24 protein-coding genes are annotated in these 23,875 nt (G+C 74.3%); 10 read left to right on the forward strand and 14 right to left on the reverse strand.

All coding sequences use genetic code 11. The features are described from left to right. Window positions 1-72: 72 nt before the first annotated feature. Window positions 73-1,164, forward strand: a complete 1,092-nt coding sequence (locus IH45_RS0115140; protein WP_030667190.1) for an enolase C-terminal domain-like protein — start codon at window positions 73-75, stop codon at window positions 1,162-1,164. Between the two features lie 243 nt (window positions 1,165-1,407). On the opposite strand, the gene IH45_RS0115145 is transcribed toward IH45_RS0115140, so the two are convergent. After that, window positions 1,408-1,692 carry a DUF6158 family protein gene (locus IH45_RS0115145; RefSeq protein WP_030667192.1) on the reverse strand — a complete coding sequence of 95 codons (285 nt, stop codon included), beginning with the start codon at window positions 1,690-1,692 and terminating at the stop codon, window positions 1,408-1,410. A gap of 267 nt (window positions 1,693-1,959) precedes the next feature. On the opposite strand from IH45_RS0115145, the gene IH45_RS0115150 reads away from it, so the two are divergent. The 5 genes from IH45_RS0115150 (at window position 1,960) to IH45_RS0115170 (ending at window position 6,669) form a co-directional block, all read left to right on the forward strand. Beyond that, window positions 1,960-2,415, forward strand: a complete 456-nt coding sequence (locus IH45_RS0115150) for a CBS domain-containing protein (RefSeq protein ID WP_030667194.1) — start codon at window positions 1,960-1,962, stop codon at window positions 2,413-2,415. Window positions 2,416-2,550: 135 nt separating this feature from the next. After that, window positions 2,551-4,032 (forward strand): phosphatase PAP2 family protein, encoded by a 1,482-nt coding sequence (locus IH45_RS0115155; protein WP_030667196.1) that lies wholly within the window; start codon window positions 2,551-2,553, stop codon window positions 4,030-4,032. A gap of 81 nt (window positions 4,033-4,113) precedes the next feature. Further along, entirely contained in the window at window positions 4,114-4,959 is an 846-nt protein-coding gene (locus IH45_RS0115160) for a methyltransferase domain-containing protein (RefSeq protein ID WP_050514868.1), read from the forward strand. An 85-nt stretch (window positions 4,960-5,044) separates the two neighbouring features. After that, window positions 5,045-6,226, forward strand: coding sequence for a CapA family protein (locus tag IH45_RS0115165; protein ID WP_030667200.1), 1,182 nt, complete (start codon window positions 5,045-5,047; stop codon window positions 6,224-6,226). Window positions 6,227-6,318: 92 nt separating this feature from the next. Next, a complete protein-coding gene (locus tag IH45_RS0115170) occupies window positions 6,319-6,669 on the forward strand; it encodes a VOC family protein (protein WP_030667203.1) in 351 nt (116 codons plus the stop codon). Between the two features lie 27 nt (window positions 6,670-6,696). Here IH45_RS0115170 and IH45_RS0115175 read toward each other — a convergent pair whose 3' ends face one another. Next, complete coding sequence (locus IH45_RS0115175; RefSeq protein ID WP_030667205.1) at window positions 6,697-7,620, reverse strand: NADP-dependent oxidoreductase; 924 nt, start codon at window positions 7,618-7,620, stop codon at window positions 6,697-6,699. A gap of 47 nt (window positions 7,621-7,667) precedes the next feature. Then, entirely contained in the window at window positions 7,668-9,020 is a 1,353-nt protein-coding gene (locus IH45_RS0115180) for a cytochrome P450 (protein ID WP_050514869.1), read from the reverse strand. Between the two features lie 282 nt (window positions 9,021-9,302). Here IH45_RS0115180 and IH45_RS0115185 point away from each other — a divergent pair, with 282 nt between their 5' ends. After that, entirely contained in the window at window positions 9,303-9,980 is a 678-nt protein-coding gene (locus IH45_RS0115185) for a hypothetical protein (protein WP_030667209.1), read from the forward strand. Next, a complete protein-coding gene (locus IH45_RS0115190; protein ID WP_078897581.1) occupies window positions 9,977-11,125 on the forward strand; it encodes a terpene synthase family protein in 1,149 nt (382 codons plus the stop codon). Before IH45_RS0115185 ends, IH45_RS0115190 begins: the two co-directional genes overlap by 4 nt. A 12-nt stretch (window positions 11,126-11,137) precedes the next feature. Here IH45_RS0115190 and IH45_RS0115195 read toward each other — a convergent pair whose 3' ends face one another. From IH45_RS0115195 to IH45_RS0115225, 6 genes are all read right to left on the reverse strand, one after another. Beyond that, entirely contained in the window at window positions 11,138-12,481 is a 1,344-nt protein-coding gene (locus IH45_RS0115195; RefSeq protein WP_032917513.1) for a cytochrome P450, read from the reverse strand. A gap of 104 nt (window positions 12,482-12,585) precedes the next feature. Then, window positions 12,586-13,452 carry a protein-L-isoaspartate O-methyltransferase family protein gene (locus IH45_RS0115200; protein WP_030667215.1) on the reverse strand — a complete coding sequence of 289 codons (867 nt, stop codon included), beginning with the start codon at window positions 13,450-13,452 and terminating at the stop codon, window positions 12,586-12,588. Between the two features lie 231 nt (window positions 13,453-13,683). After that, window positions 13,684-14,445 carry an aminoglycoside adenylyltransferase family protein gene (locus tag IH45_RS0115210; RefSeq protein ID WP_030667216.1) on the reverse strand — a complete coding sequence of 254 codons (762 nt, stop codon included), beginning with the start codon at window positions 14,443-14,445 and terminating at the stop codon, window positions 13,684-13,686. A gap of 77 nt (window positions 14,446-14,522) precedes the next feature. Then, the gene (locus IH45_RS0115215) at window positions 14,523-14,876 is read right to left on the reverse strand and encodes a peptidase inhibitor family I36 protein (RefSeq protein ID WP_030667218.1); all 354 of its coding nucleotides are present in this window, start codon (window positions 14,874-14,876) and stop codon (window positions 14,523-14,525) included. A 139-nt stretch (window positions 14,877-15,015) separates the two neighbouring features. Continuing rightward, window positions 15,016-17,082 carry a DUF5107 domain-containing protein gene (locus IH45_RS0115220; RefSeq protein ID WP_078897583.1) on the reverse strand — a complete coding sequence of 689 codons (2,067 nt, stop codon included), beginning with the start codon at window positions 17,080-17,082 and terminating at the stop codon, window positions 15,016-15,018. 121 nt (window positions 17,083-17,203) lie between these two features. Continuing rightward, window positions 17,204-18,106 (reverse strand): arginase family protein, encoded by a 903-nt coding sequence (locus IH45_RS0115225; protein WP_030667222.1) that lies wholly within the window; start codon window positions 18,104-18,106, stop codon window positions 17,204-17,206. Window positions 18,107-18,286: 180 nt separating this feature from the next. Between IH45_RS0115225 and IH45_RS0115230 the strand changes: the two genes are divergently transcribed. Beyond that, window positions 18,287-18,622: a DUF6204 family protein gene (locus IH45_RS0115230; RefSeq protein ID WP_030667225.1), complete on the forward strand. Its 336-nt coding sequence runs from the start codon at window positions 18,287-18,289 to the stop codon at window positions 18,620-18,622. A gap of 39 nt (window positions 18,623-18,661) precedes the next feature. Here the strand turns inward: IH45_RS0115230 and IH45_RS0115235 are convergent, their stop codons facing one another. The 5 genes from IH45_RS0115235 to IH45_RS0115255 form a co-directional block, all read right to left on the reverse strand. Continuing rightward, window positions 18,662-19,039 carry a glyoxalase superfamily protein gene (locus tag IH45_RS0115235; RefSeq protein WP_030667226.1) on the reverse strand — a complete coding sequence of 126 codons (378 nt, stop codon included), beginning with the start codon at window positions 19,037-19,039 and terminating at the stop codon, window positions 18,662-18,664. Then, the gene (locus IH45_RS0115240; RefSeq protein WP_030667228.1) at window positions 19,039-19,581 is read right to left on the reverse strand and encodes a GNAT family N-acetyltransferase; all 543 of its coding nucleotides are present in this window, start codon (window positions 19,579-19,581) and stop codon (window positions 19,039-19,041) included. The genes IH45_RS0115235 and IH45_RS0115240 overlap by 1 nt, the downstream gene beginning before the upstream one ends. 124 nt (window positions 19,582-19,705) lie before the next feature. Continuing rightward, window positions 19,706-21,196, reverse strand: coding sequence for a CoA transferase (locus IH45_RS0115245; RefSeq protein WP_030667231.1), 1,491 nt, complete (start codon window positions 21,194-21,196; stop codon window positions 19,706-19,708). Between the two features lie 69 nt (window positions 21,197-21,265). After that, window positions 21,266-22,027 carry a 4'-phosphopantetheinyl transferase family protein gene (locus tag IH45_RS0115250; protein WP_030667233.1) on the reverse strand — a complete coding sequence of 254 codons (762 nt, stop codon included), beginning with the start codon at window positions 22,025-22,027 and terminating at the stop codon, window positions 21,266-21,268. Between the two features lie 45 nt (window positions 22,028-22,072). Continuing rightward, the gene (locus IH45_RS0115255; RefSeq protein WP_030667235.1) at window positions 22,073-23,044 is read right to left on the reverse strand and encodes a DUF2867 domain-containing protein; all 972 of its coding nucleotides are present in this window, start codon (window positions 23,042-23,044) and stop codon (window positions 22,073-22,075) included. 45 nt (window positions 23,045-23,089) lie between these two features. Between IH45_RS0115255 and IH45_RS0115260 the strand changes: the two genes are divergently transcribed. Then, the gene (locus tag IH45_RS0115260) at window positions 23,090-23,698 is read left to right on the forward strand and encodes a TetR/AcrR family transcriptional regulator (protein ID WP_030667237.1); all 609 of its coding nucleotides are present in this window, start codon (window positions 23,090-23,092) and stop codon (window positions 23,696-23,698) included. Window positions 23,699-23,875 lie beyond the last annotated feature (177 nt).

Genomic DNA, 23,875 nt, shown 5'->3' on the forward strand with positions numbered 1-23,875 from the left:
GGACGACGGGAGCGGCAGACAGGAGCACCGGGCCCGGTCGACACCGAGACGGAAGAGGAGCCACCCCCCACCATGAAGGTCGAGCGGCTGGACGTCACCGCCTACACCGTCCCCACCGACGCGCCCGAAGCCGACGGCACACTCGCGTGGGACACCACCACCGTCATCGTCGTCGAGGCCCGCTCCGGCACGACCACCGGCCTCGGCTGGACCTACGCCGCCACCGACACCGGCTCGGTCGTCCGCGACCTGCTCACCCGGCCGGTCCTCGGCCGCAGCGCGCTGGACGTCCAGGGCGCGTACGAGGCCATGAGCCGGACGGTGCGCAACGCGGGCCGGCCCGGCCTGGTGGCCTGTGCGCTGTCCGCGGTGGACATCGCGCTGTGGGACCTCAAGGCGCGGCTGCTGGAGCTGCCGTTGCTGCACCTGATCGGCGCGGTGCGCGACGCGGTGCCGGTGTACGGGTCCGGTGGGTTCACCACGTACCACGACACCCATCTGGCGACCCAGTTGAACGGCTGGGTGCACGGCCAGGGCATCGAACGGGTCAAGATCAAGATCGGTGAGGAGTGGGGCCGGGCCGTCGAACGCGATCTGGCCCGCGTGCGGCACGCCCGTACGGCCATCGGTCCGCGCGCCGAGCTGTATGTGGACGCCAACGGCGCCTACACCCGCAAGCAGGCCGTACGGGTCGGGCAGGTCCTCGCCGACCAGGGGGTGGGCTGGTTCGAGGAGCCGGTGTCCTCGGACGACCTGGAGGGCCTGCGGGTGGTCCGGGACCTGGTGGTGTGCGATGTGGCGGCCGGTGAGTACGGCTACGACCTGCCGTACTTCGCCCGGATGGCGCCGGTCGTGGACTGCCTCCAGATCGACGCCACCCGCTGCGGCGGGCTGACGGTCTGGCTGCGCGCCGCGGCCCTCGCCGAGGCCCACGGGCTGGAGGTCTCCGCGCACTGCGCCCCGCACGTGCACGCCCACCCGGCCGCGTGCGTACCGAACTTCCGGCACATCGAGTGGTTCCACGACCATGTGCGCATCGAGTCGATGTTCTTCGACGGCGGTCTCGACCCGTCGGGCGGCACCGTGCGGCCGGGCGCGAACCGTCTCCCGGGCCACGGGCTCCAGTTCCGCCACGAGGAGGCCACTCCGTACCGGGTGCTGTGAGGGGCGGGCGCGCGACCGGGCGCCGTGCGGAGCGGGCGCGCGCGGCGCGTCCGCCTCGCGGGACGGGCGGACGACGGGCGGACAGGGAACCGGGCGCGGGACCCCACATCCCGCGCCCGGACTCTCCCCACCATCCCGTCTCCGGTGAACCCCATGTGCCCACCGGCCTGCTCCGCGGCCTTCTCCGTGGCCGCTCGGCCGGGCCCGGGTACCAGGGGCCGTGCGCGGTCAAACATCCCCGGGTCAGGAGCCGGTGCGGGCGCGGGCGCCGGAACGGGTGCGGCCGGAGGCGACCCAGCGGCGTGGGTGGCGGCGCAGGTACTCGCCTTCCAGTTCCGCCATTCGTGCGTTGTGTGTGGCCAGCGCGTCGCTGGAGCCGTGCAGCAGCGTGTCGTGCCGGGTGCGGTGGATGGTCTCCAGCTCGCGCAGCAGTTGCTGTTCGTCGAGACGTGCGGGCGGGACTCCCGGCGTGGCGGCCTGCGCCGGCGCGGGCCGCGGGACGTCCGTGGGCGTGTCGTGGGACGGCATCGGGGCTTCTCCCTCCGTGTCGGGTGCCTCCGTTCGGGTACCCGCCGGCTCAACCACCCGGACACGTCCGGCGGCAGGCCCGGCACGAGCCCCGGAGGCGGACATGGAACTCGGCTTCCTCACCCCACTCACTACCAGGACCGGCCCCGGCTGCGCGGGCCGTTCCGGCACCTCGGGCCATCCGGTCCGCCCGGTCGCCTCCTTCGATCGTACGAGCCCGGCCCCCGCCCGGCGCGGCGACGGGAACCCGAGAGAAGGCGATCTGCAATGGCACAGTTCGTGAGGGACGTCATGACATCGGACGTCGCGGCGGTCCAGCCGGACGCCTCGCTCGTCGAGGCGGCGCAGCTGATGCGCGCGCAGGACATCGGCGACGTGCTGGTGACGCAGGACGGTGTGCTGCTGGGCGTGGTCACCGACCGCGACATCACGCTGCGGGCGGTGGCCGACGGCGTCGATCCGCTCGCCGTGTCCTGCCGCTCGGTGTGCACGCCCGAGCCGGTCTGCGTGCGCCCCGACGACCACATCAGCGAGGCGGTGACGCTGATGCGCACCAACGCGGTCCGGCGGCTGCCGGTGGTGGAGAACGGGACGCCGGTGGGGGTGGTCAGCATCGGCGACCTGGCCCGCGCGCAGGACCCGGACTCGGCGCTCGCGGACATCAGCCGGGCCGCTCCGGACAGCTGCCCGGACGGCGGCGCGAGGGGCCCCGGCCGCTTCTGACGCCCCGGGCCGTACCGGAACGACGCACCCGTTCGACCGAATCGACCTGATAGGAGCCGGTTGCGGATGAAGCGGATGGAGCCGGGCACGTCGGCGTTACTGTCTGCGCCCCGCCCTTTGGGGTACAGGTGGCGCATGCGAAAGCTGCTGAGTACATGGGACCGCCAGATCTTCGACAGCGTCGCGTCACGGCACTGGCCGGGCGCGCAGCGCGTGCTGCCACGGCTGACGCGCACCGCCGACCACGGCCTGCTGTGGATGGGCATCGCGGCGGGCGCGGCCGTCCTGGGCGGGCGGCCGATGCGGCGGGCCGCGCTGCGCGGGGTGGCCTCGCTGGCGACGGCGTCGGCAACGGTCAACACCCTGGGCAAGCGCTCGGTCCGGCGCAACCGGCCGCTGCTGGACGCCGTGCCGGTCATACGGCAGCTGAGCCGCCAGCCGTTCACCACCTCCTTCCCGTCCGGCCACGCGGCCTCGGCGGCGGCGTTCGCCACCGGTGTCGCCTTCGAGAACAAATGGTGGGGGCTGGCCCTGGCGCCGGTCGCCGCCTCCGTCGCGTTCTCCCGCGTGTACACCGGCGTGCACTATCCGGGTGACGTACTGGCGGGCGCCGCGCTCGGGGTGGGCGCGGCGCTGGCCGTACGGGGGCTCGCGCCGACCCGGGCACAGCTGGCGCCCCCGGCGCGTCCGGCGGCCGACGCGCCCGCACTGCCGGCGGGCCGCGGGCTGTTCGTGGTGGCCAACCACGCGTCCGGGCAGCGCACCGGGCCGCGGCCCGACCGGGAGCAGGAGGTGCGCAGCGTGCTGCCGGAGGCCGAGGTGACGCTGTGCGGCGATCCGGAGTGCCCGCCGATGGACAAGGCGCTGGAGGAGGCCGCCGAGCAGGCCAGGAAGGCGGGCGGCGCGCTGGGTGTGCTGGGCGGGGACGGCACGGTCTGCGCCGCGGCGACGGTCGCCGTACGGCACGGCGTGCCGCTGGCGGTGCTGCCCGGCGGCACCCGTAACCACTTCGCGTACGACCTGGGCATCGAAACCCTCGGGGACGCCGCCCGCGCGGTGACGAGCGGCGAGGCGGTTGCGGTGGACCTGGCCGGTTTCCGTACCTCGCGGGGCGAGGACCCCACGCACTTCCTCAACACCTTTTCCATCGGCGCGTACCCGGAGCTGGTGCGGGTGCGCGAGGAGTGGGCGGGCCGGATCGGGGCCTGGCCGGCCGGGGTGCTGGCGGCCTGGAAGGTGCTGCGCACGGCCGACCCGGTGACGGTGGAGATCAACGGCAAGCGGCGGGAGGTGTGGCTGCTGTTCGCGGGCAACTGCGCATACCGCGGGCTGGGCCTGGCGCCGGTGCGGCGGCACGACCTGGCGGACGGCGTACTGGACGTGCGGGTGGTGCACGGCGGGCGGCTGGCCCGTACGCGACTGCTGACCGCGGCCCTGACGGGCGCGCTGCGCCACTCCCCCGTGCTGAGCGAGTCCCGGATGCGCTCGGTACGGATCGGCGGGCTCGCGGAGGGCAGCGTGCTGGCGTACGACGGCGAAGTGGCGGACGCGCCGCGCGAGTTGACGATCTGCAAGGAGAACGAGGCGCTGACCGTCTACCGCCTGCTGCCCGAATAGCGAGACGCCATTCTCATGATGCGGTCACCCGGCGTACGGTGAGGACGGCCACCGACCGGGAGCACGAAGGAGCCGTCCGCCATGCCGCACGAGTCCGCCGTCCACACCCAGGAGCACCACGAGTCCGCCGTCTACACGCACGGCCACCACGAGTCCGTCCTGCGCTCGCACACCTGGCGCACCGCGGCCAACTCGGCCGCGTACCTGCTGGGCACGCTGCGGCCGCACATGGAGATCCTGGACATCGGGTGCGGCCCCGGCACCATCACGGCTGATCTGGCCGCGCTGGTGCCGGACGGCCGGGTGACCGGGCTGGAGCGGGCACCGGAGGTGCTGGAGCAGGCGCGGGCCACCGCCGAGGGACGCGGCCTGTCCAACGTCCGCTTCGTGACCGGCGATGTCCACGCACTGGACTTTCCGGCCGCCTCCTTCTGCGTCACCCACGCCCACCAGGTCCTCCAGCACGTGGGTGACCCGGTCCGGGCGCTGCGCGAGATGCGGCGCGTGACGAAGCCGGGCGGCGTGGTGGCCGTACGGGACGCGGACTACGCGGCCATGACCTGGTACCCGGCGGTCCAGGGGCTGGACGGCTGGCTGGACCTCTACCACCGGGTGGCCCGCGCCAACGGCGGCGAGCCGGACGCGGGGCGGCGCCTGCGCGCCTGGGCGCGGGAGGCCGGCTTCGCCGACGACGCGATCACCTCGACCGCCTCCGCCTGGAGCTATGCGACACCGGAGGAACGCGCCTGGTGGAGCGGCCTGTGGGCGGACCGCACGGTCGCCTCCTCGTACGCCCGGCTGGCGGTGGACGGCGGCCACGCCACCGAGTACGAGCTGCGTCGGATCGCCGACGCCTGGCGGGAGTGGGGCGCACGCGAGGACGCCTGGTTCGGGGTCCTGCACGGGGAGATCCTCTGCCGGGTGTGAACCCCGGCCGGGGCCGTACGGCGGCCCGTGACCCGACCGCCACGGCCGCCGCGAACTCTGCCCGCGGCGCCGGTATGAAGGATCCATGAGATCCACGCACGGGCGGGCCACTTCCGTCACTCTGAGCGCCCTGGCGGCGCTGACGCTCCTGGTGGCGGGCTGCGGCCCCGGGCGGCCCGCCGCCGGACGGCACGGCGCCGTCTCGGGGCAGCCCGCCAGGGCCGCGGACTCCGGCGGCTTCACCCTCCTCGCCACCGGCGACGTCCTCCCGCACGCCGAGATCATCGAGCAGGCCCGCAAGGACGCGCACGGCCGCGGCCACGACTTCCGGCCCATGCTCGCCGGGGTCCGTCCGCAGGTGTCCGGCGCCGACCTGGCGATCTGCCACATGGAGACGGTGTACGGCGCGGACGGCGGCCCCTTCACCGGCTACCCCGTGTTCCAGTCCCCGCCGCAGGTCGCCGCCGCCCTCAAGGCCACCGGCTACGACTCCTGCTCCACCGCCTCCAACCACACCCTGGACGCGGGCGCCGACGGCGTGCGCCGCACGCTCGACGCCCTGGACGCCGCGGGCGTACGGCACGCCGGCTCGGCCCGTTCCGCCGCGGAGGCCGCCCGTCCCACCCTGCTCAAGGCCGGGCGGGCGACGGTCGCGCAGCTCGCGTACACCTACGGTACGAACAAAACCGCCGCACCCGAAGGACAGCCCTGGACGGTCAACCTCATCGACCGGGACAGGATCCTCGCCGACGCGCGGGCCGCCCGCCGGGCGGGCGCCGACGTGGTCGTGGTCAGCCTCCACTGGGGCACCGAATGGCAGCCGGAACCCGACAAGCAGCAGCGCAGCCTCGCCCGGTCCCTCACCGCCGCCCGCACCGGGGAGCGCCCCGGCATCGACCTGATCATCGGCACCCACGCGCACGTCCCGCAGGCGTACGAGAAGGTCAACGGCGTCTGGGTCGTCTACGGGATGGGCGACCAGCTGGCGGGCTACATGTACAACACGCAGGGCGCGATGGACCCCCGCGGCAACCAGAGCTCGATGGCCCGCTTCACCTTCGCCCCGCCCGAAGCGGCGGGCGGGCGCTGGAACGTCACCAAGGCGGAGTTCACCCCGCAGCTCACCGACGTGGACCGCGCGTTCCGCGTCGTCCCGCTGACGGCCGCCGCGCCCCCCGGCTCCGCCTACGCACGGGCCCGCGACGCCGTCCGCGAGGCGGTCCTGTCGCGGGGCGCCGCCGCCGACGGCCTGACGATGACCGGCTGACCGGAGGCCCCGGACCGGGGCCGGGACCAGGAGCGGGGCCGAATCCCGCAACTGATCGCGTACGGCGCGGCGCCCCAACTACGCTTTCCCCCATGGACATTCTGGGGACCTCGCTGCGCGTGTGCGTGACCGACCTCGACGCCGCGATCGGCGTGTACGAACGACTGACCGGCGCCGAGGCGATGCGCTTCCACCACGGTGGCGTCTCGGTCGCGGCCGTCGGCTGCTTCTTCCTGATGAGCGGTCCGGAGGCGCAGCTCTCGGTCCTCCGCAAGATCACCGCGACGCTCGCCGTCGCGGACGTGGACGAGGCGGTGGCCGACCTGACGGCGGTCGGCGCGCAGATCATCGCGGGCCCGCTGCCGACGCCGATCGGGCGCAACGTCGTCGCCCGCCACCCGGACGGCTCGGTCTTCGAGTACGTGGACCGCAAGGCGGCCTGACGTCCGGGGGCGGCGCCGCGTTGGGCGTCAGGAGGCCTCCAGCACGATCTTCCCGCGCGTCCGGCCCTGTTGGCTGCGGCGGAACGCCTCGGCCGCCTCGGACAGCGGCAGCACCGTATCGACGTGCACGGTGAGCTTCCCGGCGCCGGCCAGGTCGCCCAGCGCCGCCAGGCCGTCCCGGTCCGGCCGCACCCACACCATGTGCCCGCCCTTCTGCTTCACCTCGCTGTCGGCGATGGAGGCGACGCGGGAGGTGTCCCGCAACAGTTCCTGCGAGACGTCGATGACGCCGTTGCCGACGAAGTCCACGGCCGCGTCCACCCCGTCGGGGGCCAGTTCCCGCACCCGGCCCGCCAGGCCGTCGCCGTACGTCACGGGCTCGGCGCCCAGGGAGCGCAGGAAGTCGTGGTTGCGCTCGCTGGCCGTACCGATGACGCGGGCGCCGCGGGCCGCCGCGATCTGCACGGCGAACGATCCGACGCCGCCCGACGCGGCGTGCACCAGCACCGCCTCCCCCTTGGCCAGGCCGACCCGGTCCAGGGCCTGGAGGGCGGTGAGCCCGGCGAGCGGCAGCCCGCCGGCCTGCTGCCAGTCGAGGGCGGCGGGCCTGCGCGCCAGGGTCCGTACGGGCGCGGCGACCAGTTCGGCGAACGTGCCGTGCTGGACCTCGTCCTTGCGGACGTACCCGACGACTTCGTCACCGACGTCGAACTCGGTCGCGTCCTGGCCGACCGCCTCGACGACGCCGGCCACGTCCCAGCCGGGGATCAGCGGGAAGTGCACGTTCATGATCGGATCGAGGTACCCCGCCAGCACCTTCCAGTCCACCGGATTGACCCCGGCCGCCTTCACCCGCACCAGCACCGAGTCCGGCCCCACCTTGGGGTCGGGCCGGTCGGTCCAGATGAGCCCGTCGGGGTCGCCGTAGCTGTGCGCGATGATCGCCTTCATACGTCCGAACGTACCTGATGGCCCCTCAGGAACCGTGGACCACCGGCTCACCGCGACGTCACGGTCATGTGCAGGCTGCTGGGGCGCGGGTGGATGCCGTTCATCTCGCGTACGGTCGCGCCGGGCGCCGGGCGCAGCCGCCAGCGGGGCAGCAGCAGGACGGCGGCGGTGAGCAGCTGGGCCCGGGCGAAGTGTTCGCCGATACAGCGGTGGCGGCCCTCGCCGAAGGGGATGAAAGCCCCCTTCGGCAAGGGCGGTGTCCGCGGGAGCAGCCATCGGTCCGGGTCCAGGCGCAGCGGATCGGGGTAGCGGGCGGGGTCGCGCTGGATGCCGTGGGGGCTGTAGCCGATCTCGGTTCCGGCAGGCATTTCGACGGTGCCGAGGCGTACGGGCGCGGTGGTACGCCGCATCACCAGCAGCACACCGTGCATGCGCAGGACCTCCTGCACGGCCCGGCGGGTGTGGCCGAGGCGGTCGGGAGGGTCAGCGGCCGGCAGGTCGTCGCCGGCCAGGGCGCTGGTCTCGGCCACCACCCGCTCCTCCACCTCGGGGTGGCGGGCCAGTTCGTGGAAGAACCACGAGAGCGTCGCCGCGGTCGTCCCCACTCCGGCGACGAAGATGCTGAAGGCTTCGTCGTGGACCTGCCGGGGCGGCATCGGCTCGCCGGTCGCGGGATCGCGGGCCGACAGGAGCGTGCTGATCAGATCCTCCTTCCCCGGATCGGCGATCCGACGGACGATGACGCCCGCGATGGTCCGGTGGATGGCGCGGCTGGTGGCCGCCACCCGCCGGTTGAAGGGCAGGGGGAAGCGTTCGAGGAAGGCGGGGCTCTGGTACTGGCGCACGAGATTGTCCAACAGGACGGGTGCGGCGCGGCACATGGCACGGGTGGTGGCCTCGTCGGCGCTGAGGCCGAAGAGGGCGTCGGTGGTGTTGCGGATGACCAGGTCGGTCATGGCCTGCTGCACGTCGACCACCTGACCGTGCTGCCAGGAGTCGCCGAGGCGCAGGGTGTTGCGCCGCATCAGCGTGGCGTGGGCGGCGGTGCTGGTGCGCTGAAGGGCGGGCTGCATCAGCCGGCGCTGCCGGAGGTGGAAGGCGCCTTCGGAGCCCAGCAGGCCGTTGCCCACCAGTTTCCGCCCCCGTTCGAAGAGGATGCCGCGGGCGACCTTGCGGGCCTCGGTGACGAGGATGGTGTGCACGTGCTCGGGCTCGTTGAGCATGTACATCGGCGTGCCGCCGAGCTGGATCCGCACGATGTCGCCCAGCTCGCGTACCGCCTCCAGGAACGCGAAGGGCCGGTTGACCAGTGGCAGGGCATGGCCCAGCAGCGGCAGCCGCCCGGGCGGGCACGGCAGGTCGGAGAGTCGTCGCGGTGCGGGGGCGGTCTCGGGCTGCATCCGACGGCGCTCCTCGGAGGTCGGTTCCGGCTCATCCTCGACGGCATGCGGCCCTGAACCGGTGCGCCACACCCGCCGGCACCGGCCACGGCAGCCGTTCGGCGTTCAGCGGCCCCCGCACCCGCCTTGGTCCCCGGCGCTCGTGTCACCCGAGTGGCCCGCGCGCGGTCGTCCCGGTGCGGGCGGTGTGTTCGCGTGGAAGGAGGCCGGCCCGTACGGGGGCGGAGGCCGGTCAGCGAAGCGGTGGACCACTGGGGTCACCGCCGTCGACAGGAGCCGGTCATGCCCTTGCCACGCTGGATACGTATCGCCGTGCCCGTCGGTGCGCTGGCCGCCTCGGGCTGCGTCCTGTCCTGGGCCGGCGCGGCGGCCGGAGTGTCCCCGAGCGTGCTGCCCGCTCCCACGGTGAAGATCGGCAAGGCGGAGACGGAGCTGTGTCCGACGCCCGCGGCCACCAAAGCGCTGGCCGACCAGGGCGTGACCCTGGAGGCGAAGAGCCCGGGGACGATCATCGATTCCGGCGGGCGTCGGTGTGTGCGGCTGCCGATCAGCAAGGGGGAGTTCGCGCTGGACCTGAGCACAGGGTCCGTACCGGCCGACGGCGGCCTCGTCTTCCGGAAGGGCGGCCGGAGCGTGACCTTCTCGGACGTGGCGTTCGACTTCGGCTCGCACAAGGCGAACGGGACGGCCGCCACCGAGGGCAACAAGGCCGGCCGGGCCCGGCAGCAGTCGGTGGAACTCTTCGGCTTCGCCTTCCAGGCCGACAAGACCAAGGTCGACCTCAGCAAGGGCTCGGCACAGGGCGCCGCGGCCCTGAACCTGGGCGCGGGCGGGAACAACGCGCTCAAGGACGGCTTCGGCAGCAGCCCGCTGCCCGCCGAGGGCACGGTGTTCGACGCCACCGCCCAGGGTGACGTGGCCCAGGCGGCGAAGGCGCTCTCCCGCGCCCTGTTGCCGTGACGGGCCCCGGGGGCGGCGTACTGGCGCCGGCCGCCACGGGCCTCCGCGAACAGGCCACCGCGGACCGGATCCACGTCGCGCTCCCCCCGCGGTACTGCCCGCTGCCCAGCGCCGTACATCCCGACGCCGCCCGGCTGAACGCGCGCGCGGCGCTCTGGCTGAACGGGTACGGCCTGTGCCGGGACGGTGCGCAGCGGGTGCGGATGACCGGCAACGACGTCGGCGGCTTCTACGGCCGGATCATGCCGCGGGCACCGGCCGGCCGCCTCCAGCTCGCGGTGGACTGGTGCGCGCTGATGTTCGCCTTCGACGACCTGCACTGCGACGAGGGACCCGCCAGCCTGCGCGCCGGGGACTTCACGGACTTCGCCACCCGCCTGCTGCGGGTGCTGGAGGCGCCGGGGACCGTACCGGGCGGCACCGGGGACCCGTTCCTCCGGGCGGCGGGCGACCTGGCGGCGCGCTGCCGCGCCGAAGGCACGGCGGTGCAGGTGAGGCGCATGGTGGACGGGCACCGCGCGTGGTTCCTCGCCGTACTGTGGGAGTTCGGCTGCCGGCTGGGCGGCCGTACGCCGTCCCTCGACGACTACGCCCACCTGCGCCAGCACACCGCGGCCGGTACGGCGACCACCAGCTGGATGGAGATCGTCGACGGTACGGAGATACCCGGCGCCGAGATGGACGCGCCCGTGGTGCGCGCGCTGAGCGAACTGGCCTTCACCACGGCGGCCTTCGACGACGACCTCTTCTCCTACGGCAAGGAACGCTGGCTGGCCGCCCGTGCGCCCCGGCCCGCGCGCTGCCGGCTGAACCTCGTCGACATCCTGGCCGCCGAACACGGCCTGGGCCTCGAAGCGGCGACGGCCGCGGCCGTGGACCTGTGCAACCGGCTCACCCTGCGCTTCGTACGGCTGCGTGACCAGGTGCTGCCCGGGGCCGGGGAGCCGCTGCGGCACTACCTCGGGCACCTCTCCCACCTGATCCGCGGCAACCTCGAATGGGGTCTGCGCGCCGGGCGGTACACCGATCCCGACGGCCGGCACCCCGGAGCCGTCCGTACCACCGGCTCCTTCACCCAGGCCGCACCGCGGGCCGACGCACCGCCGCCGATCCCGTCCATCGCCTGGTGGTGGGACCGGTTCTGAGCCCTCACACCGTCATCGGCGCGGAGTGAGCGTCAGATCGACGCGGCCCCGCGGGCGCAGCGCGACCGCGGCCCGGGGCTCGGCCCGCGTCGGCACGGCGATACGGAACCGGCTCATCATCGTGGCCACGACGAGGGCCGCCTGCTGGAAGAAGAACGACTGGCCGACGCACCGGTGGGGCCCGTCGCCGAAGGGCAGATACGCCAGTGGGTGCCGGCCGCGTACGCGCTCGTCGGTGAAGCGGTCGGGGTCGAAGCGCAGCGGGCGCTCCCAGAAGCCGGGCAGGCGGTGGGTCAGATAGGGCGAGAGCACCACCGTCGCGCCGGCCGGAACGGTCACCCCGTCGATGACGTCCTCGGCGGCGGCCGTCCGCGGCACCGCCCACGCCATCGCGTACAGGCGGCAGACCTCGGCCAGCACCCTCCGGGTGAGCACCAGGTGGCGGGCGTGTTCGCGCCGGGGCGGCCCGCCGCCGAGCACCGCGTCGGCCTCGCGGCGTACCTCCGCCGCGATGTCGGGGTGCCCCGCGAGGGCGACCCAGGCCCAGGTCAGGGTCAGGGCGCTGGACTCCGACCCCGCCACGAACAGGGCCACGATGTCCTGCGCCACATGCTCGTCGTCCAGCGCGCGACCGTCGGCGTCGGTCCCGTCGAGCAGCGCGCTCATCAGGTCCGGGCCGCCGCGACGGTCGTGCCGCGCCCGGCGGACCAGCGGCAGCAGGATGTCGTTGACCGTGCGGGTGGCACGGGTGAAGGCGCGGTCGCCCGGCATCGGTACGGCGAGCGGTACGAAGGGCAGAGCCATGCGCCACAGCAGCGAGTCGAACGCGACGGCGACCGCGGCGGCGAGCCGGTCGCACTGCCGCTGCGGGATGCGCGAGCCGAAGAACGCCGGATTCACGATCCGGAGCACGACGCGGGTCATCTCCGTCAGCGCGTCCACCGTCGCGCCCGCCGCCACCCGCCGCTCCAGGTCCGCCACCGCCCCGGCGACCGAGGCGGCCGTGCCGTCGGCGAAGGCGTGCGCACCGCCCGTCAGCCCTTTGCACCACAGCTCACGGCTGGCCCGCCACCGCGGCCCCTCGCCCGCGATCCCCAGCCCCGTCAGCCGCCCCATCGCCTTCCACATCGCCGTACCCCGGCGGTAGTTCGCACCGTGGTCGCGCAGGACGTGCCGCAGGTGGTCGGGGTGGGTGACCAGGAAGGGCCGGAAGACGCCCAGGTCCAGCCGGGTCAGCGCGCCCTGTGACTGCTGCCCGGTACGTTCCATCAGCCCCAGCGGGCCGCCCGCCCGCAGGCCGCCGAGGACGTGACGCAGGGGGACGGTGTGCAGCCGGTGGTCGGTACGGGTCGGCATGACCGCACCCTAGGCACCTTTCGCCGCCGTGCCGCCCAGCCACACCGGGCCATACGGGGCGCGTGTCCGGCCGCGCACGGCCCTTCCGCCGCATCTGCGGCCGCTCACGGCCCTTCCGTGTGGATGCGCTGCCCGTCCGCGCCGACGGTCACCCGGTGCTCGGCCCACCCCGGCCAGCCCAGCTCCCCGTAGGAGCGGCGGGGCCGTTGGGCGCGCGTCTTCATGAAGGTGACGGGTTTGATGAGATGGCCGGTGGCGTTGCCGTGCCCGTCGCAGACGAGTTTGAGCAGGGCGTCGGTGTTGTACGGGGTGTCCAGCGGGGTGACGATCACCCCGCCGGCGCGTACCTGCCGGGGCCAGGCGGCCGGTACGTGGCGGACCGCGGCCGTGGACAGGATCCGGTCGTACGGAGCGGCCGCGGCGTAGCCGCCTTCGCCGTCGCCGACCACGGTGTGCGGGTCCAGGCCGAGCGCGCCGAGATTGCCGGCGGCCCGCCGCGCCAGGCCGTGGTCGATCTCCACGGTGACGACGTTGGGGGCGCCGACCCGGTGCGCCAGCAGGGCGGTCGTATAGCCACTGCCCGTACCTATCTCCAGCACCCTCTCGTGCGGCTGCGGGTCCAGGTGGTGCAGCATGTCGACGATGACCGCGCTGCACGAGATGGAACTGGTGAAGCACCCGTCGGCGGCCGGCCCGTCCTCGGGCCGCACCCGCCCGTCGTCGATCTGCGTGATCAGCGCGGCGAGCGGGCGGTAGACGGCCTTGAGCCACTGCCGCGGCCGTTCCGTGCGGTCCAGCAGCGGATAGTGCCCGTCCTTCCGGTTGGGCCACCACACCCGGTCCGGTACGAAGTGCTCGCGCGGCACCTCCAGGAACGCCGCCCGCAGCCAGTCCCGCTCGTGGAAGTAGCCGCCGCCGTACCCGTCGATCGCCGCCACGCACTCCTGCCGCAACGCCACCGCGTCCACCATGCCGCTACCGCGCCGCGCTACTCGTCGTCCTCGTGCTCCGGCGGCGAATCGTCCTCCGGCATCGGGCTCCCCGGCTCCCCCGGACTCGCGAAGTCCCCGCCGACCTGCCCGTTCTGCTCCTGCCGATGCTCCACCACGGCCCCCTTTCAACAGGCGGATTCAACATGACCAGTGTCCAGGGGGTGCCTCGGGAGCGCCAGTATGTCTCGGGGGGCCGGCTTACGGCCCGCTTCACCCCCGCCGCCGCAGATCATCGATGCGGACAAGCATCTCGTCCGCGCAGGGACGCACCTGCTCCCGCAGCACACGCGGCCAGAACTCATCTTCGTAAAGGCTCGTGACGTACAGGTGCCGGGCGTGCCGGAGGACAGGGCGGTGTTGGGCGGGGAGGTGGGGCAGGGCCCAGTCGGCGGCGGTGTGTTTGGGGGCGAGGTCGCCGGTGGCGAGGGTGGTCCAGATGCGGGCCAGGGTCAGGAGCACGTTGCGGGTGTCGTCGGCCAGGTCGGCGAGGAGTTCGGGGATGCCTTCGACGCTCGCCCGGACGAGGTCGGCGTGCGGGACCGGGGGGAGGAGTCCGGCGGGCGGCGGGCCGGTGAGGGGATGGTCGCCCCTCAGTGCCATCGTGAGGACCAGGGCCAGATCCGGCATGGGGCCGGGCGCCGGGGGCCCGCTCGCCCGGAGTGTGTCGCGCAGCCACTCGCCGTACAGGAAGTCTCCGGTCGGCGGAAATCGCCAGGGGCGGATCTCGGACCGTACGACGACGGTGAGTTCGACCGGCCGGACCGTGGCCGTGCGGCCGGAGATCTCCAGCAGGCCCGCGAGGAGCGCGCGGCGCTGCCGGTCGTCCAGGCTTCGCCGCGTGACGGCCAGCACGTCCAGGTCGCTGGCCGGGGCGAGGCCGCCGAGCACGGCGGAGCCGTGGAGGTAGGTGCCGAGGAGGTCCGGGCCGAGGGTGTCGCTGAGGAGTCCGGTGGTCTGCGCGAGTTGGTCCATCGCGTCAGTGTCGGACACCGTGCGCCCAGCGGCACGCGGCTTTTGCGCGCGCCGCCGGGCAGCGGTTACCGGCTATCTCACTTGACGGGCATGAAGCTCATGACGCCCTGGGGGAGGTCGTTGGACTTGGTGCCCCAGTTCATCGTCCAGCCGTGGCCCTTGCAGTTCGTCTTGGGGAACGTGCGCAGGAAGTAGCGGGTGTTGTTGTTCATCGACTGCGCCGCCACGGAACGGCCGTTGTAGCACTTGCCGGGCTGTGCGGCGATCTTGCCGGACTTGCCCGTGAAGTTCTTCCCGGACCAGAGGCAGACGTGGTTCTGCTCGCATGCGCCGCTCGCGGCCTGCGCGGGCGCGGACATGACCGTGAAGCCGAGACAGCCGGCCGCGGTCAGCACGCCCGCGGAGCGGACCAGGGACTTGAGAGAAGACATGGAGACCCCCGTACTTCCGTACATTTCAGCATGGTTGATGTTCGGGCGGCGGGTGGTGCGGTGACTGCCGCCGCGGTGATCTCACCCTAAAGGATCAGGCTGAAGGGTCAGGGGCTCGGCGGGCCGTCGGGGCGGTGCCTCACACCTCTCGCATCCGGAATTCGTAGCGCTCCGGAAGCGGGTGTTGCGCGCGGGCCTCGGCCTGGACGGCGGCGGTCACCGGGCCGGTGCCCGCGGTGAGCCGGTCCGCGATGGCGTACCAGGTGTCGCCGATGATCTCGTCGCCCTCGCGGAGATCGGGGACCTCGAAGCCGCGGTCGAAGACGGCCCGGGCGGCCGGGGCGTCGCCCCGGGCCAGGGACACCTGGGCGGCGAGCAGGGCGAAGCGGCCGTTCGTACGGGCGGCTGCCGGGAGGCGGTCGAGGGCGGCGGCGGCCTCGTCGGTCCGGCCGGCGGCGAGTAGTGCGGGGACCGCGGCCCGGACCAGGGCCGGAAGCAGCGGAGCGGTGGGCTCCGCAGGTGCCGTGGCGGGTTCCGTCCCCTCCGTGGTGGGCTCCGCCGGTTCCGTGGCGGGTTCCGCCTCCGCTTCATCGTCCGGTACGCAGGCCAGCGCCTCGGCATAGCGCTGCGCCGCGCGCGCCGTCTCCCCCGCGGCCTCCTCGGCGACGGCGAGGCAGTACAGCGGCCGGCAGTCCGCGCCGTGGGCCAGGGCCCGCTCCCAGCTGCGTACGGCCTGGGCCCGGTCGCCCGCGTGCCACTGGGCGATGCCGAGGTGGTAGTCGGTGGCCGGTCCGGACGGCGCGGACTCCAGCAGGTCGCGCCAGGGCGCGGAGACCAGGGGCGCGGTGGGCACACCGGCCTCGCGCGGGAAGTCGCCGGTGTGCAGCAGCGCCAGCCAGGGGCGCTGCTCGGGGCCGAGGGTGGACTCGGCGAACGGGGTGCCGGGCAGGTCGTGGCCGGTGCGGGCGCGTTCCAGCGCGCCCCAACCGGAGCCGGTGGCCAACGTCTCCTTCGGTTCGAGGTCGGCGTGCGGCCGCCAGGCGGCGAAGGCCGCGTCGACGCGCTCGCGCGGCAGTGCCGCTTCGAGCCGGTCGCCGACCTCGCGCCGGGCCGCCGCCCAGTCCGTGCCGTGCACCGCGGCCGGGTCGGCGGCGAGCGGCCCGTACGCCTCCAGCCAGGCGAACTCCGCGCCGCCGTCGAGCCGTACGTGCTCCAGCTGCGTACGGGCCAGGCCCGCCTGGATCTCCGCGTAGCCGCCGGTGCCGGGCTCGGTGAGCCACTGCTGCCAGCGGCGCCCGGCGCGGCCCGCGCCCCACAGGAACAGTTTGCGGCCGCGCAGGGTGTCGGTGGAGGTGTGGACCAGGCCGTGGCCGGAGCCGTCGAGCGAGGCGATCCAGCGGCGGTCGCCGTCCGGGATGTCGTAGAAGTGGTCGGCGGGGAACTCGCTGCGCAGCGGGTACGTGCGGTCGGCGCCGTCCGACTCGGGGACGGGGACGCGGCGCAGCCGGTGTTCGTAGCCGAAGTGCCAGGCGGCGTCCGCCGGGGCGAGGACGCGGGTGTGCTCGTCCTCCGGTACGGCGATGTTGGACCACCAGTAGGCGGGGGCCGCGTTCAGGTGCGGGTTGCGGATGCGAACGCCAACGTACAGGAAGTCGGAGCCCTCCGGGAGCCAGAGGTCGACCTGGAAGGGGAGGTCGCGCAGGCGCTCCCACTCCCACAGGCGCAGCATCTCGCCGCCGTCGGGCGCCGGTACGGTCGCGGCGTGCACCGGGGCGCAGGAGAGGGCGGTGTGGCCGGTGGCGCCGGTGTTCCATTCGATGCCGCCGGAGAACCAGGCACCGTTGAGCGCAAAGTTGGCAGGTTGGAGGACGGGGTTGCGGTAGAGCAGTTCGCGGCCGGTGGGCTTGTGGTGCAGGGAGTGGACACGGCCGCCGAGGCCGGGCAGGACGGTGGCGCGCAGCCGGTCGTTCTCGATGACCAGCGCGTCGAGGGCGGTGTCGGAGCGGGTCCGGCCGTATCCGTCGCGGATGCTCACGGGCAGCAGCGAGTCCAGCGGCGCGTAGCGGAGCTGGCGGGCCATGTCGGGCGGCAGGTCCAGGTCTTCGGACAGCTCGACGCGGTGCACGTCGCCCGGGGTCCGTACGGCGGGCAGCGGGCTGGCCGGGCCGACGGGCGCCGCGGGAAGGGTCAGGGTCGTGCGTCGCACACTCGTGGCCACTGCTGCCTCGCATGGTTGTACCGGGCCACCTCGGGTGCGGTGGCCGCCTGTTGACCATGGAACCCTGTCGGCGCACGCCTGAACAGGGCCTATTGAGGCCAGCTGTCGGTCAGGGCTGGGCGAGGACGCTTTCGAGGAGACCGGCGAGGAGCGCGGCGCCGGTGCCCTCGGGGTCCAGGTCAGGGTCGTAGATGGCGAGGTCGAGCCCGACGCAGCGCGGGGAGGCCGCCAATGGCGCCAGCAGCTCGTGCAGTTCGGAGGTGAGCAGCCCGCCGGGGTCGGGGCTGTCGACGGCGGGCATGACGGACGGGTCGAGCACGTCCGCGTCGAGGTGGATCCAGAAACCGTCCGGCGTGGTGTCCTGGAGGTCGCGCAGCACCTTGCGGGCGACGGTGGCCGGTCCCTGCTCCCGGACCTCGGAGGCCGTGCGGTGGGAGATGCCCAGGCCGGTCAGTTCGGGGCGGTCGGCGTCGTCGCGGATGCCGAGGATGTGCAGGTCCTCGTCGCGTACGTACGGGCCGAGGCCGTCGATGGCGGTCAGGTCGGCCTGGCCGCGGCCGGTGATCTGGGCGGTGCCTTCGCCCGCCGCGGCGCCCACGGGGCCGTTGCGGCCGGTGTTTCCGGGGTGCCGGAAGTCGGCGTGCCCGTCGAGGTATACGACACCGTAGCGGCCGGTGCGCCGCAGGCCGAGGACGGCACCGAGCAGGATGGAGCAGTCGCCGCCGAGCAGGACCGGGAACTCACCCGCGCGCACGTGCGCCTCGACGCGGGCGGCGAGCCGGCGCGTGTAGTCCGCGATGGCGGCGGCGTTGAAGTCGCCGTCGCCTTCCTGCCAGCCGCCCAAGTCGTAGCGGGGCGGCACGACGACGCCGCCTTCGAGGGCGCCGAGCCGCCGCAGCAGGCCCTGCTCGCGCAGCGCGCCCGCCAGCTTGTAGCAGCCGGGGACGGTGCCCGGCGCGGGCGGGCGCAGGCCGAGGTTGGAGGGGGCGTCCAGAAGCACGATGCGGCGCATCCGGCCATCTCACCGCATCGGGGAGGCCGGGGCAACGGTTTTCCGGGTGGCGGCGAGCGGGCGCGCCGGGTGCCGGGCAGTGCCGGAAAGGTGCCGGGAAAAGGGAACGCGCGGTCGGCCACCGTGCCGTACCGTTGCAAGCGCATCGATACGAACGGAAACGGAACGAGGGACACGGCGATGGCGACGCAGCACACCTACCGGGTGATCGTGCGCGGCCGATGGGACGGCCTGACCGACGGGGCCAGGGCACAGCTGCTGGCCGAGGCGGACCGGCACGGCCTGGCACAGCACCGGTTCACGCCCGAGGGCTCCCTCGTCTACGACACCACACTGCGTTCGTTCACCTACCGGTACGTGATCGTCTCGGACGCGGAGGACGGCGAGGAGCTGGCCGCCGCCCTCGCCGAGGAGAAGGCGGAGGCGGCGCTCACGGCGGCCGGATACGGCTACCGGGACCTGCGCTCCTCGGCCACCGACATGGACACCATGAAGATCAACCGGAAGGGCCGCTGATCTCCGGGGACCCGCCCGGGCCCGGGGGCCGGGGTCCGCTCACTCCGCGGGCGGCTCGTTGAACCGCAGCTGGTTCCCGAACGGGTCGGTGAGGGTCAGCGTCAGCCCGATCTCGTCGTCCTTCTCCAGACCGGGGCGGAGGAACGGGTAATCCTTGGCGGCCAGTTCGGCGTGCAGCGCGCGCACGCCGGACAGCTCCGCGTACACCACCGAGCCCGGTGTCCCGTCGCCGTGGTGCTCGGACAGGTGCAGGACCAGGCCGCCGCGGGACACCTGGGTGTACAGCGGCAGCTCCGGCGCGAAGCGGTGCTCCCAGTCGACGGCGCAGCCCAGGTAGCCGAGGTAGAAGTCGTGTGCCTTGGGCACGTCGAAGACGCGCAGCACCGGGACGGGGTGCCGGAAGGTGATCTCGGTCATCAGGCCGCCTCGAACATGTCGCTCGTGATCGCCCAGCGTTCGTGGTCCCGCCAGGCGCCGTCGATGAACAGGAAGTCGGGTGAGTATCCCTCAAGACGGCAGCCGGCGCGCCGGGCGAGGGCGACGGAGCGTTCGTTGTCCGGCTGGACGTTGATCTCCAGGCGGTGCAGCCCCAGCTCGTCGAAGGCGTACCCCATGGCCAGCCGCAGCCCTTCGCTCATCAGGCCGCGCCCGGCGGCGTGCGCGAACACGCCGTACCCGACCGCGCCGCTGCGGAAGGCCGCGTACACGATGTTGTTGACCGTCAGGAAGCCCGCGATCCGGCCGGACTCCAGCTCGCAGACCAGGAACCCCTCGCGCGTCGGCTCCTGCAGCTTGGCGAAGTAGCCGTCGTACGCCGCGTCGGTGACCGGCGGCGACAGCCACGGCCGGTGCAGCCGCACGCTCTCGCGCGCCCGCGCCGTGAACTCCGTCCGGTCCGCCGCGGTGAAGTGCCGGATGCCGACCCGCGGACCGGTGGCGAGAAAGTGATCGTCACCCATCGTCCGATCGTACGAAGTGACGAGCCGCCACGCCAGACATTCCGGCCGGGTGCGCGAGCCGTGGGGCAGTGGTTCCGGGCCTGTGGGGCAGTGGTTCCCGGCTCGTGGTCCCGGCTCTCGTGGGTCAGCGGGCGTCCCAGGCCGGGGCATCCGCCCCCAGGTGCCCGGGCGGGCGGCGCCAGTTGAGCGGGCCTCCCTCGAAGGCGACGGGTGGGAGGGCGTGGCGGAGGGTGCCGAGGGGGCTGGGGGTTTCGGTGAGGTAGGGGGCGGAGTCGTACGGGCCGGTGTCGGTCGGCCGCGGGACGGGGCGCGGGGCCGGCACCTCGTTGAGCAGCCAGGCGGCGGTCCGCGCCAGGGCGACGGTGGCCAGCCGCGTACCGCCCGTACGCGACTGTTCGGCCAGGGAGCGCAGCACCGCCGCGGCCAGCAGGTAACCCGTGCCGTGATCCAGAGCCTGGGCGGGCAGCGCGCCCGGGGTGCCGTCCGCGTCCGCCTCGACGACGGCGATGCCGGTGGCCGCCTGCACCAGGCTGTCGAAGCCGCGCCGCCCGCCCCACGGCCCGTGGTCGCCCCAGGCGGACAACTGGGCGACGACCAGGCCCGGCCGGCGTTCCGCCAGGGCCTCGGGCGCCAGGCCGTACCGGTCCAGGGCGCCCGGCCGGTAGCCGGTGACCACCACGTCGGCGGTGGCGAGGAGGTCCGCGAAAGCCGCGCGGCCGGCACGGGAACCGAGGTCGAGCGTGGCCGAGCGTTTGCCGGAGCCGGTGTCGGCGTGGGCGTCCGGGCTCTCCGGCAGCCGGGGCGCGTCGAGGCGCAGGACGTCGGCGCCGAGGAGCGCGAGGGTGCGGGTGGCGACCGGCCCGGCGATCACCCGGGTCAGGTCCAGCACCCGTAGCCCGGCGGCCGGAAGCAGCGGGCCCGGGCCGTCGCCGAGCGCGGTGAGGCGGCGTGGCGGGGCCCCGGTGCCGATGTCCTCCAGGGTCAGCAGCGGCCGTGCGGCCACCGCGGCGCCCTGCTCGTGGGCGGCCCACTGGCCCGGCGTGCGGACGGCGACGGCCAGCCCGCCTGCCGCGTACACGCTCTCCTCGGCCTCCACGGCGCGCCGCCCCGCGAGTTCGGCCGCGACATCCGCCGCGTCCGCATTCCCGGGCAGGCCGAGCGCGGCGAGCAACCGGGCGCGGTGGTGCGGGTAGTTGGCGTGGGTGCGGACCCAGCCGTCGGCGGTCCGCCAGAAGCGCGACAGCGGCGCGAAGGACGAGGGGGCACGGCCGTCGATCCGCAGGTGGCGTTCGCTGCGGAAGGCGGTGGCGACCGCGCCGTCGTCCACGCGTACGTCCGGTACGGCGCGCCCGGTGCGGCGGGCGGTCAGTTCGGCGGCGGCGAGCGCGCAGGCGGCGACGGCCGAGCGGGCTGCCGGGAGGACGGGGAGCCGGGAGGCGAGCGGGTTCTCCGCCACGCCGGACGGGCCGCCGTACGTGATCCGTTCCGGCAGGGCCGGGTCACCGCCGAGAGCGGCCCAGACCGCGTCCGTGGCGGAAGTACCGCCTCGTACGGCCAGGTCAGCCGTACCGGTCTCCCCGCCGTCCGCCGTACCGCCCGAATGTGCGTGCGTCATGCACGAAGTCTGGCATCCGGTGCGGTACGGCGTCAGTCAAGAACGGCTAAACGAAAGGGGCGCGGTCGGTCAGGCCCCGCCGCCCGCCGTACGGACCGCGCAGGCCGCCGCGTACCCGTCCGGCACCGTCACGTCCGCCATCTCCCACCCCGGCACCGGAATCGGCACCGGCCCCGCGCCGACCAGCGTCGTCGTCATCAGATCGCCCGCCAGGCCGCTGCCCTTGCCCTTCAGGCACGCCTCCTTGCGGGTCCAGCAGCGGGCGAAGGCGGCCGGTCGCCCCGCCTCCGGCAGCGCGTCCAGCGTCGCGCGCTCCTGCGGGTGCAGCATGCTCGACACCTCGGCCACGGTCCGGGGCGACGCCAGCCTCTCGATGTCCACGCCCACGGGCGTGCGCGCGAAACCGATCAGCGCCATGTCGCCGGTGTGCGAGAGCGAGAAGTGCAGCGGCATTCCGGCACCGGCGAGCGCGGGCCGTCCGTGCTGCTCGTCGCAGCAGGGGCAGGGCTCGCGGATGAAGCGCAGCGCGGCCGGGTCGCGGTCCAGGTACGCGCCGAGCAGGCGGCGCAGCGCGCCGTGCGAGGTGGCGTAGGTGTCCCGGTCGCCGGGCCGGACGAACGCGGCGGCGCGCTTGCGCTCGGCCGCGTCCAGCACCGCGGTGTCGTGCAGCCCGGCTTCGGGCACGGTGCGCACCAGCCACAGCGACACCGCCGCCGGACCGTCCGCCGGCAGCGGTGCCGGCAGCGCGGCCGGGTCGTACGCCTCGGGTATCAGGGCGGGCCGCGCGGCGCCGCCCTGCTTGCTCGGGGCCCAGGTATCGCCCGTGGTCATCGGTCGTACTCCCTCGTTCTCGTGTCGCCCGTCCGCCCGGCACCGTTACGGCCGTGTCCGGTGACCGTACCCGGCCCGAGGGGCGCGCGCGGCCCACTCGCGCTCCCCCGCGCTGGGTGCGGCCAGCGCCAGCCGGCGGTGCGTACGGCGGAGCATCGCACGGGCGAGGACGGGGTGCACGCGCCGGACCAGCGCGAAGTAGAGCCGCCCGCCGGTGTGGTGGGTCCGTACGACGGTGCTCAGCGTCACCCGGCCGCCGTGGCCCGCGGTGCGCCCGTCCGCCCCCGCGGCCGGGCTCTCGACCAGGATCGACGCCCGGAAGTCCAGGTGGCGGGCGTCCTTGCCGAGCAGCAGCTCCCCGCCGTCCGCGGCCGTGGCGCGGCCCTGTTCGGGGAACGCGCCGCGCAGCATGTCCTTCCAGGCCACCGGATCGCGCGGCATGCCGGGTGGCAGCGGCAGTTGCCAGGCGTCCTGGAAGTCCGTGCGTGCGAAGGCGGTACGGGCCAGCCGGGCACCGGGAGGGACAGGGACGGCGGTGGGGCGTGCCCACAGGAGCCGGTTGAGGAACCGGACGTACGGCGACCGGCGGGCCGGGGCGCGGACGGTGCCGGTAGCCGCGCGCTCGACGTTGTCGAGGACTTCCTCGACGACGGTGGCGTGCACCCATCGGATCGCCAGCGGCCAGGCCACGCGCTTGGCGCCCCGGAGCCGGTCCTCCAGGGTGTGGGTCACCCGGCAGCTCCCGGCGTCGAGCGGGGTGACCTCGACGGCGTGGTGGCCGCCGTCGGGGAAGTCGAAGCGGACGCGGCGCCCGGGCTCGTACGCCGTGACCCGGTAGCGGACGAAGCCGTGGCCGCCGGTCGCGCCGACGCCCAGCGGGCGGTCGAAGCGCATGGCGGGCCACCCGGGGACCGGGAAGAGCGGGTCGTCGTCGGCGGACAGCCGGTCGAGCAGGGCGCCGACCGTCTCGGCCGGAGCGCCGACGGTGCGTGCGTGGACATCGCGGACCGTGCGCATCGGGCACCTCCATACGGTTGCGTATGTTTGACCGTACGGTAGCGTATGGTCATGCCGCGACAGCGAACCGAGGACCGTACGAAGCCCGGCGGCGCCCGCCGCCGCCTGACCGCGCAGGACTGGGCCGAGGCCGCCCTCGCGGCCATCGGCGAAGGCGGCCTGGCCGCGGTGGCCGTGGAGCCGATCGCCACCCGCCTCGGCACCACGAAGGGCAGCTTCTACTGGCACTTCGCCAACCGGGAGGCCCTGGTCGACGCGGCGCTGGAGCGCTGGGAGCAGCTGCGCACCGAAGCGGTGATCACGGCGATGGCGGCCGAGCCCGACCCGGAGCGGCGGCTGCGCGGCCTGTTCGCGTACGCGACCGCGACGGCGGCCGAGGATCCGCTGGAGATCGCACTGCTGGCCACGGCCGCGGACCCGCGCGTGGCCGCGGCCCTGCGACGGGTGACGGACCGCCGCGTCGGCCATGTGGCCGAGCTGTTCGCCGCGGCGGGCTTCCCCGAGGCCGAGGCCCGCCGGCGGGGCCTGCTCGCGTACACGGCGTATCTCGGCCACGCCCAGCTGGGCCACGCCGTCCCCGGAAGCCTCCCCGGCGGGGCCGACCGCGACGCCTACCTGGACTCGGTACTCGACACCCTGCTCCGCCGGGACTGATCCGGCACCCGCCCGCGGCGGAACGGCACCCTCCGCCCGCGTCCGCACGACGCCTCCCAGCACGCCCCCGTGCGGCCGGAATTGGCCGGTCTGCGCGTAGACGTATTGCGTGCATAGGGCATGGAGTGGAGGAGGCCGGACCGGATCACCCACCCCCACCGACACTCCCGCCTCCCC

The sequence above is a fragment of the Streptomyces rimosus subsp. rimosus genome (genome assembly GCF_000720725.1).
GTDB lineage: Bacteria > Actinomycetota > Actinomycetes > Streptomycetales > Streptomycetaceae > Streptomyces > Streptomyces rimosus_A.

Excerpts from the sequence above, each read along its gene's own strand:
- IH45_RS0115250 (WP_030667233.1), bottom strand. The coding sequence starts at position 22,027 with ATGACCACGGGCGATACCTGGGCCCCGAGCAAGCAGGGCGGCGCCGCG.
- IH45_RS0115160 (WP_050514868.1), top strand. The coding sequence starts at position 4,114 with ATGCCGCACGAGTCCGCCGTCCACACCCAGGAGCACCACGAGTCCGCC.
- IH45_RS0115255 (WP_030667235.1), bottom strand. The coding sequence starts at position 23,044 with ATGCGCACGGTCCGCGATGTCCACGCACGCACCGTCGGCGCTCCGGCC.
- IH45_RS0115215 (WP_030667218.1), bottom strand. The coding sequence starts at position 14,876 with ATGTCTTCTCTCAAGTCCCTGGTCCGCTCCGCGGGCGTGCTGACCGCG.
- IH45_RS0115150 (WP_030667194.1), top strand. The coding sequence starts at position 1,960 with ATGGCACAGTTCGTGAGGGACGTCATGACATCGGACGTCGCGGCGGTC.
- IH45_RS0115235 (WP_030667226.1), bottom strand. The coding sequence starts at position 19,039 with ATGACCGAGATCACCTTCCGGCACCCCGTCCCGGTGCTGCGCGTCTTC.
- IH45_RS0115240 (WP_030667228.1), bottom strand. The coding sequence starts at position 19,581 with ATGGGTGACGATCACTTTCTCGCCACCGGTCCGCGGGTCGGCATCCGG.
- IH45_RS0115180 (WP_050514869.1), bottom strand. The coding sequence starts at position 9,020 with ATGCAGCCCGAGACCGCCCCCGCACCGCGACGACTCTCCGACCTGCCG.
- IH45_RS0115175 (WP_030667205.1), bottom strand. The coding sequence starts at position 7,620 with ATGAAGGCGATCATCGCGCACAGCTACGGCGACCCCGACGGGCTCATC.
- IH45_RS0115165 (WP_030667200.1), top strand. The coding sequence starts at position 5,045 with ATGAGATCCACGCACGGGCGGGCCACTTCCGTCACTCTGAGCGCCCTG.
- IH45_RS0115145 (WP_030667192.1), bottom strand. The coding sequence starts at position 1,692 with ATGCCGTCCCACGACACGCCCACGGACGTCCCGCGGCCCGCGCCGGCG.
- IH45_RS0115245 (WP_030667231.1), bottom strand. The coding sequence starts at position 21,196 with ATGACGCACGCACATTCGGGCGGTACGGCGGACGGCGGGGAGACCGGT.
- IH45_RS0115210 (WP_030667216.1), bottom strand. The coding sequence starts at position 14,445 with ATGGACCAACTCGCGCAGACCACCGGACTCCTCAGCGACACCCTCGGC.
- IH45_RS0115155 (WP_030667196.1), top strand. The coding sequence starts at position 2,551 with ATGCGAAAGCTGCTGAGTACATGGGACCGCCAGATCTTCGACAGCGTC.
- IH45_RS0115225 (WP_030667222.1), bottom strand. The coding sequence starts at position 18,106 with ATGCGCCGCATCGTGCTTCTGGACGCCCCCTCCAACCTCGGCCTGCGC.
- IH45_RS0115170 (WP_030667203.1), top strand. The coding sequence starts at position 6,319 with ATGGACATTCTGGGGACCTCGCTGCGCGTGTGCGTGACCGACCTCGAC.
- IH45_RS0115195 (WP_032917513.1), bottom strand. The coding sequence starts at position 12,481 with ATGCCGACCCGTACCGACCACCGGCTGCACACCGTCCCCCTGCGTCAC.
- IH45_RS0115185 (WP_030667209.1), top strand. The coding sequence starts at position 9,303 with ATGCCCTTGCCACGCTGGATACGTATCGCCGTGCCCGTCGGTGCGCTG.
- IH45_RS0115200 (WP_030667215.1), bottom strand. The coding sequence starts at position 13,452 with ATGGTGGACGCGGTGGCGTTGCGGCAGGAGTGCGTGGCGGCGATCGAC.
- IH45_RS0115230 (WP_030667225.1), top strand. The coding sequence starts at position 18,287 with ATGGCGACGCAGCACACCTACCGGGTGATCGTGCGCGGCCGATGGGAC.
- IH45_RS0115260 (WP_030667237.1), top strand. The coding sequence starts at position 23,090 with ATGGTCATGCCGCGACAGCGAACCGAGGACCGTACGAAGCCCGGCGGC.
- IH45_RS0115140 (WP_030667190.1), top strand. The coding sequence starts at position 73 with ATGAAGGTCGAGCGGCTGGACGTCACCGCCTACACCGTCCCCACCGAC.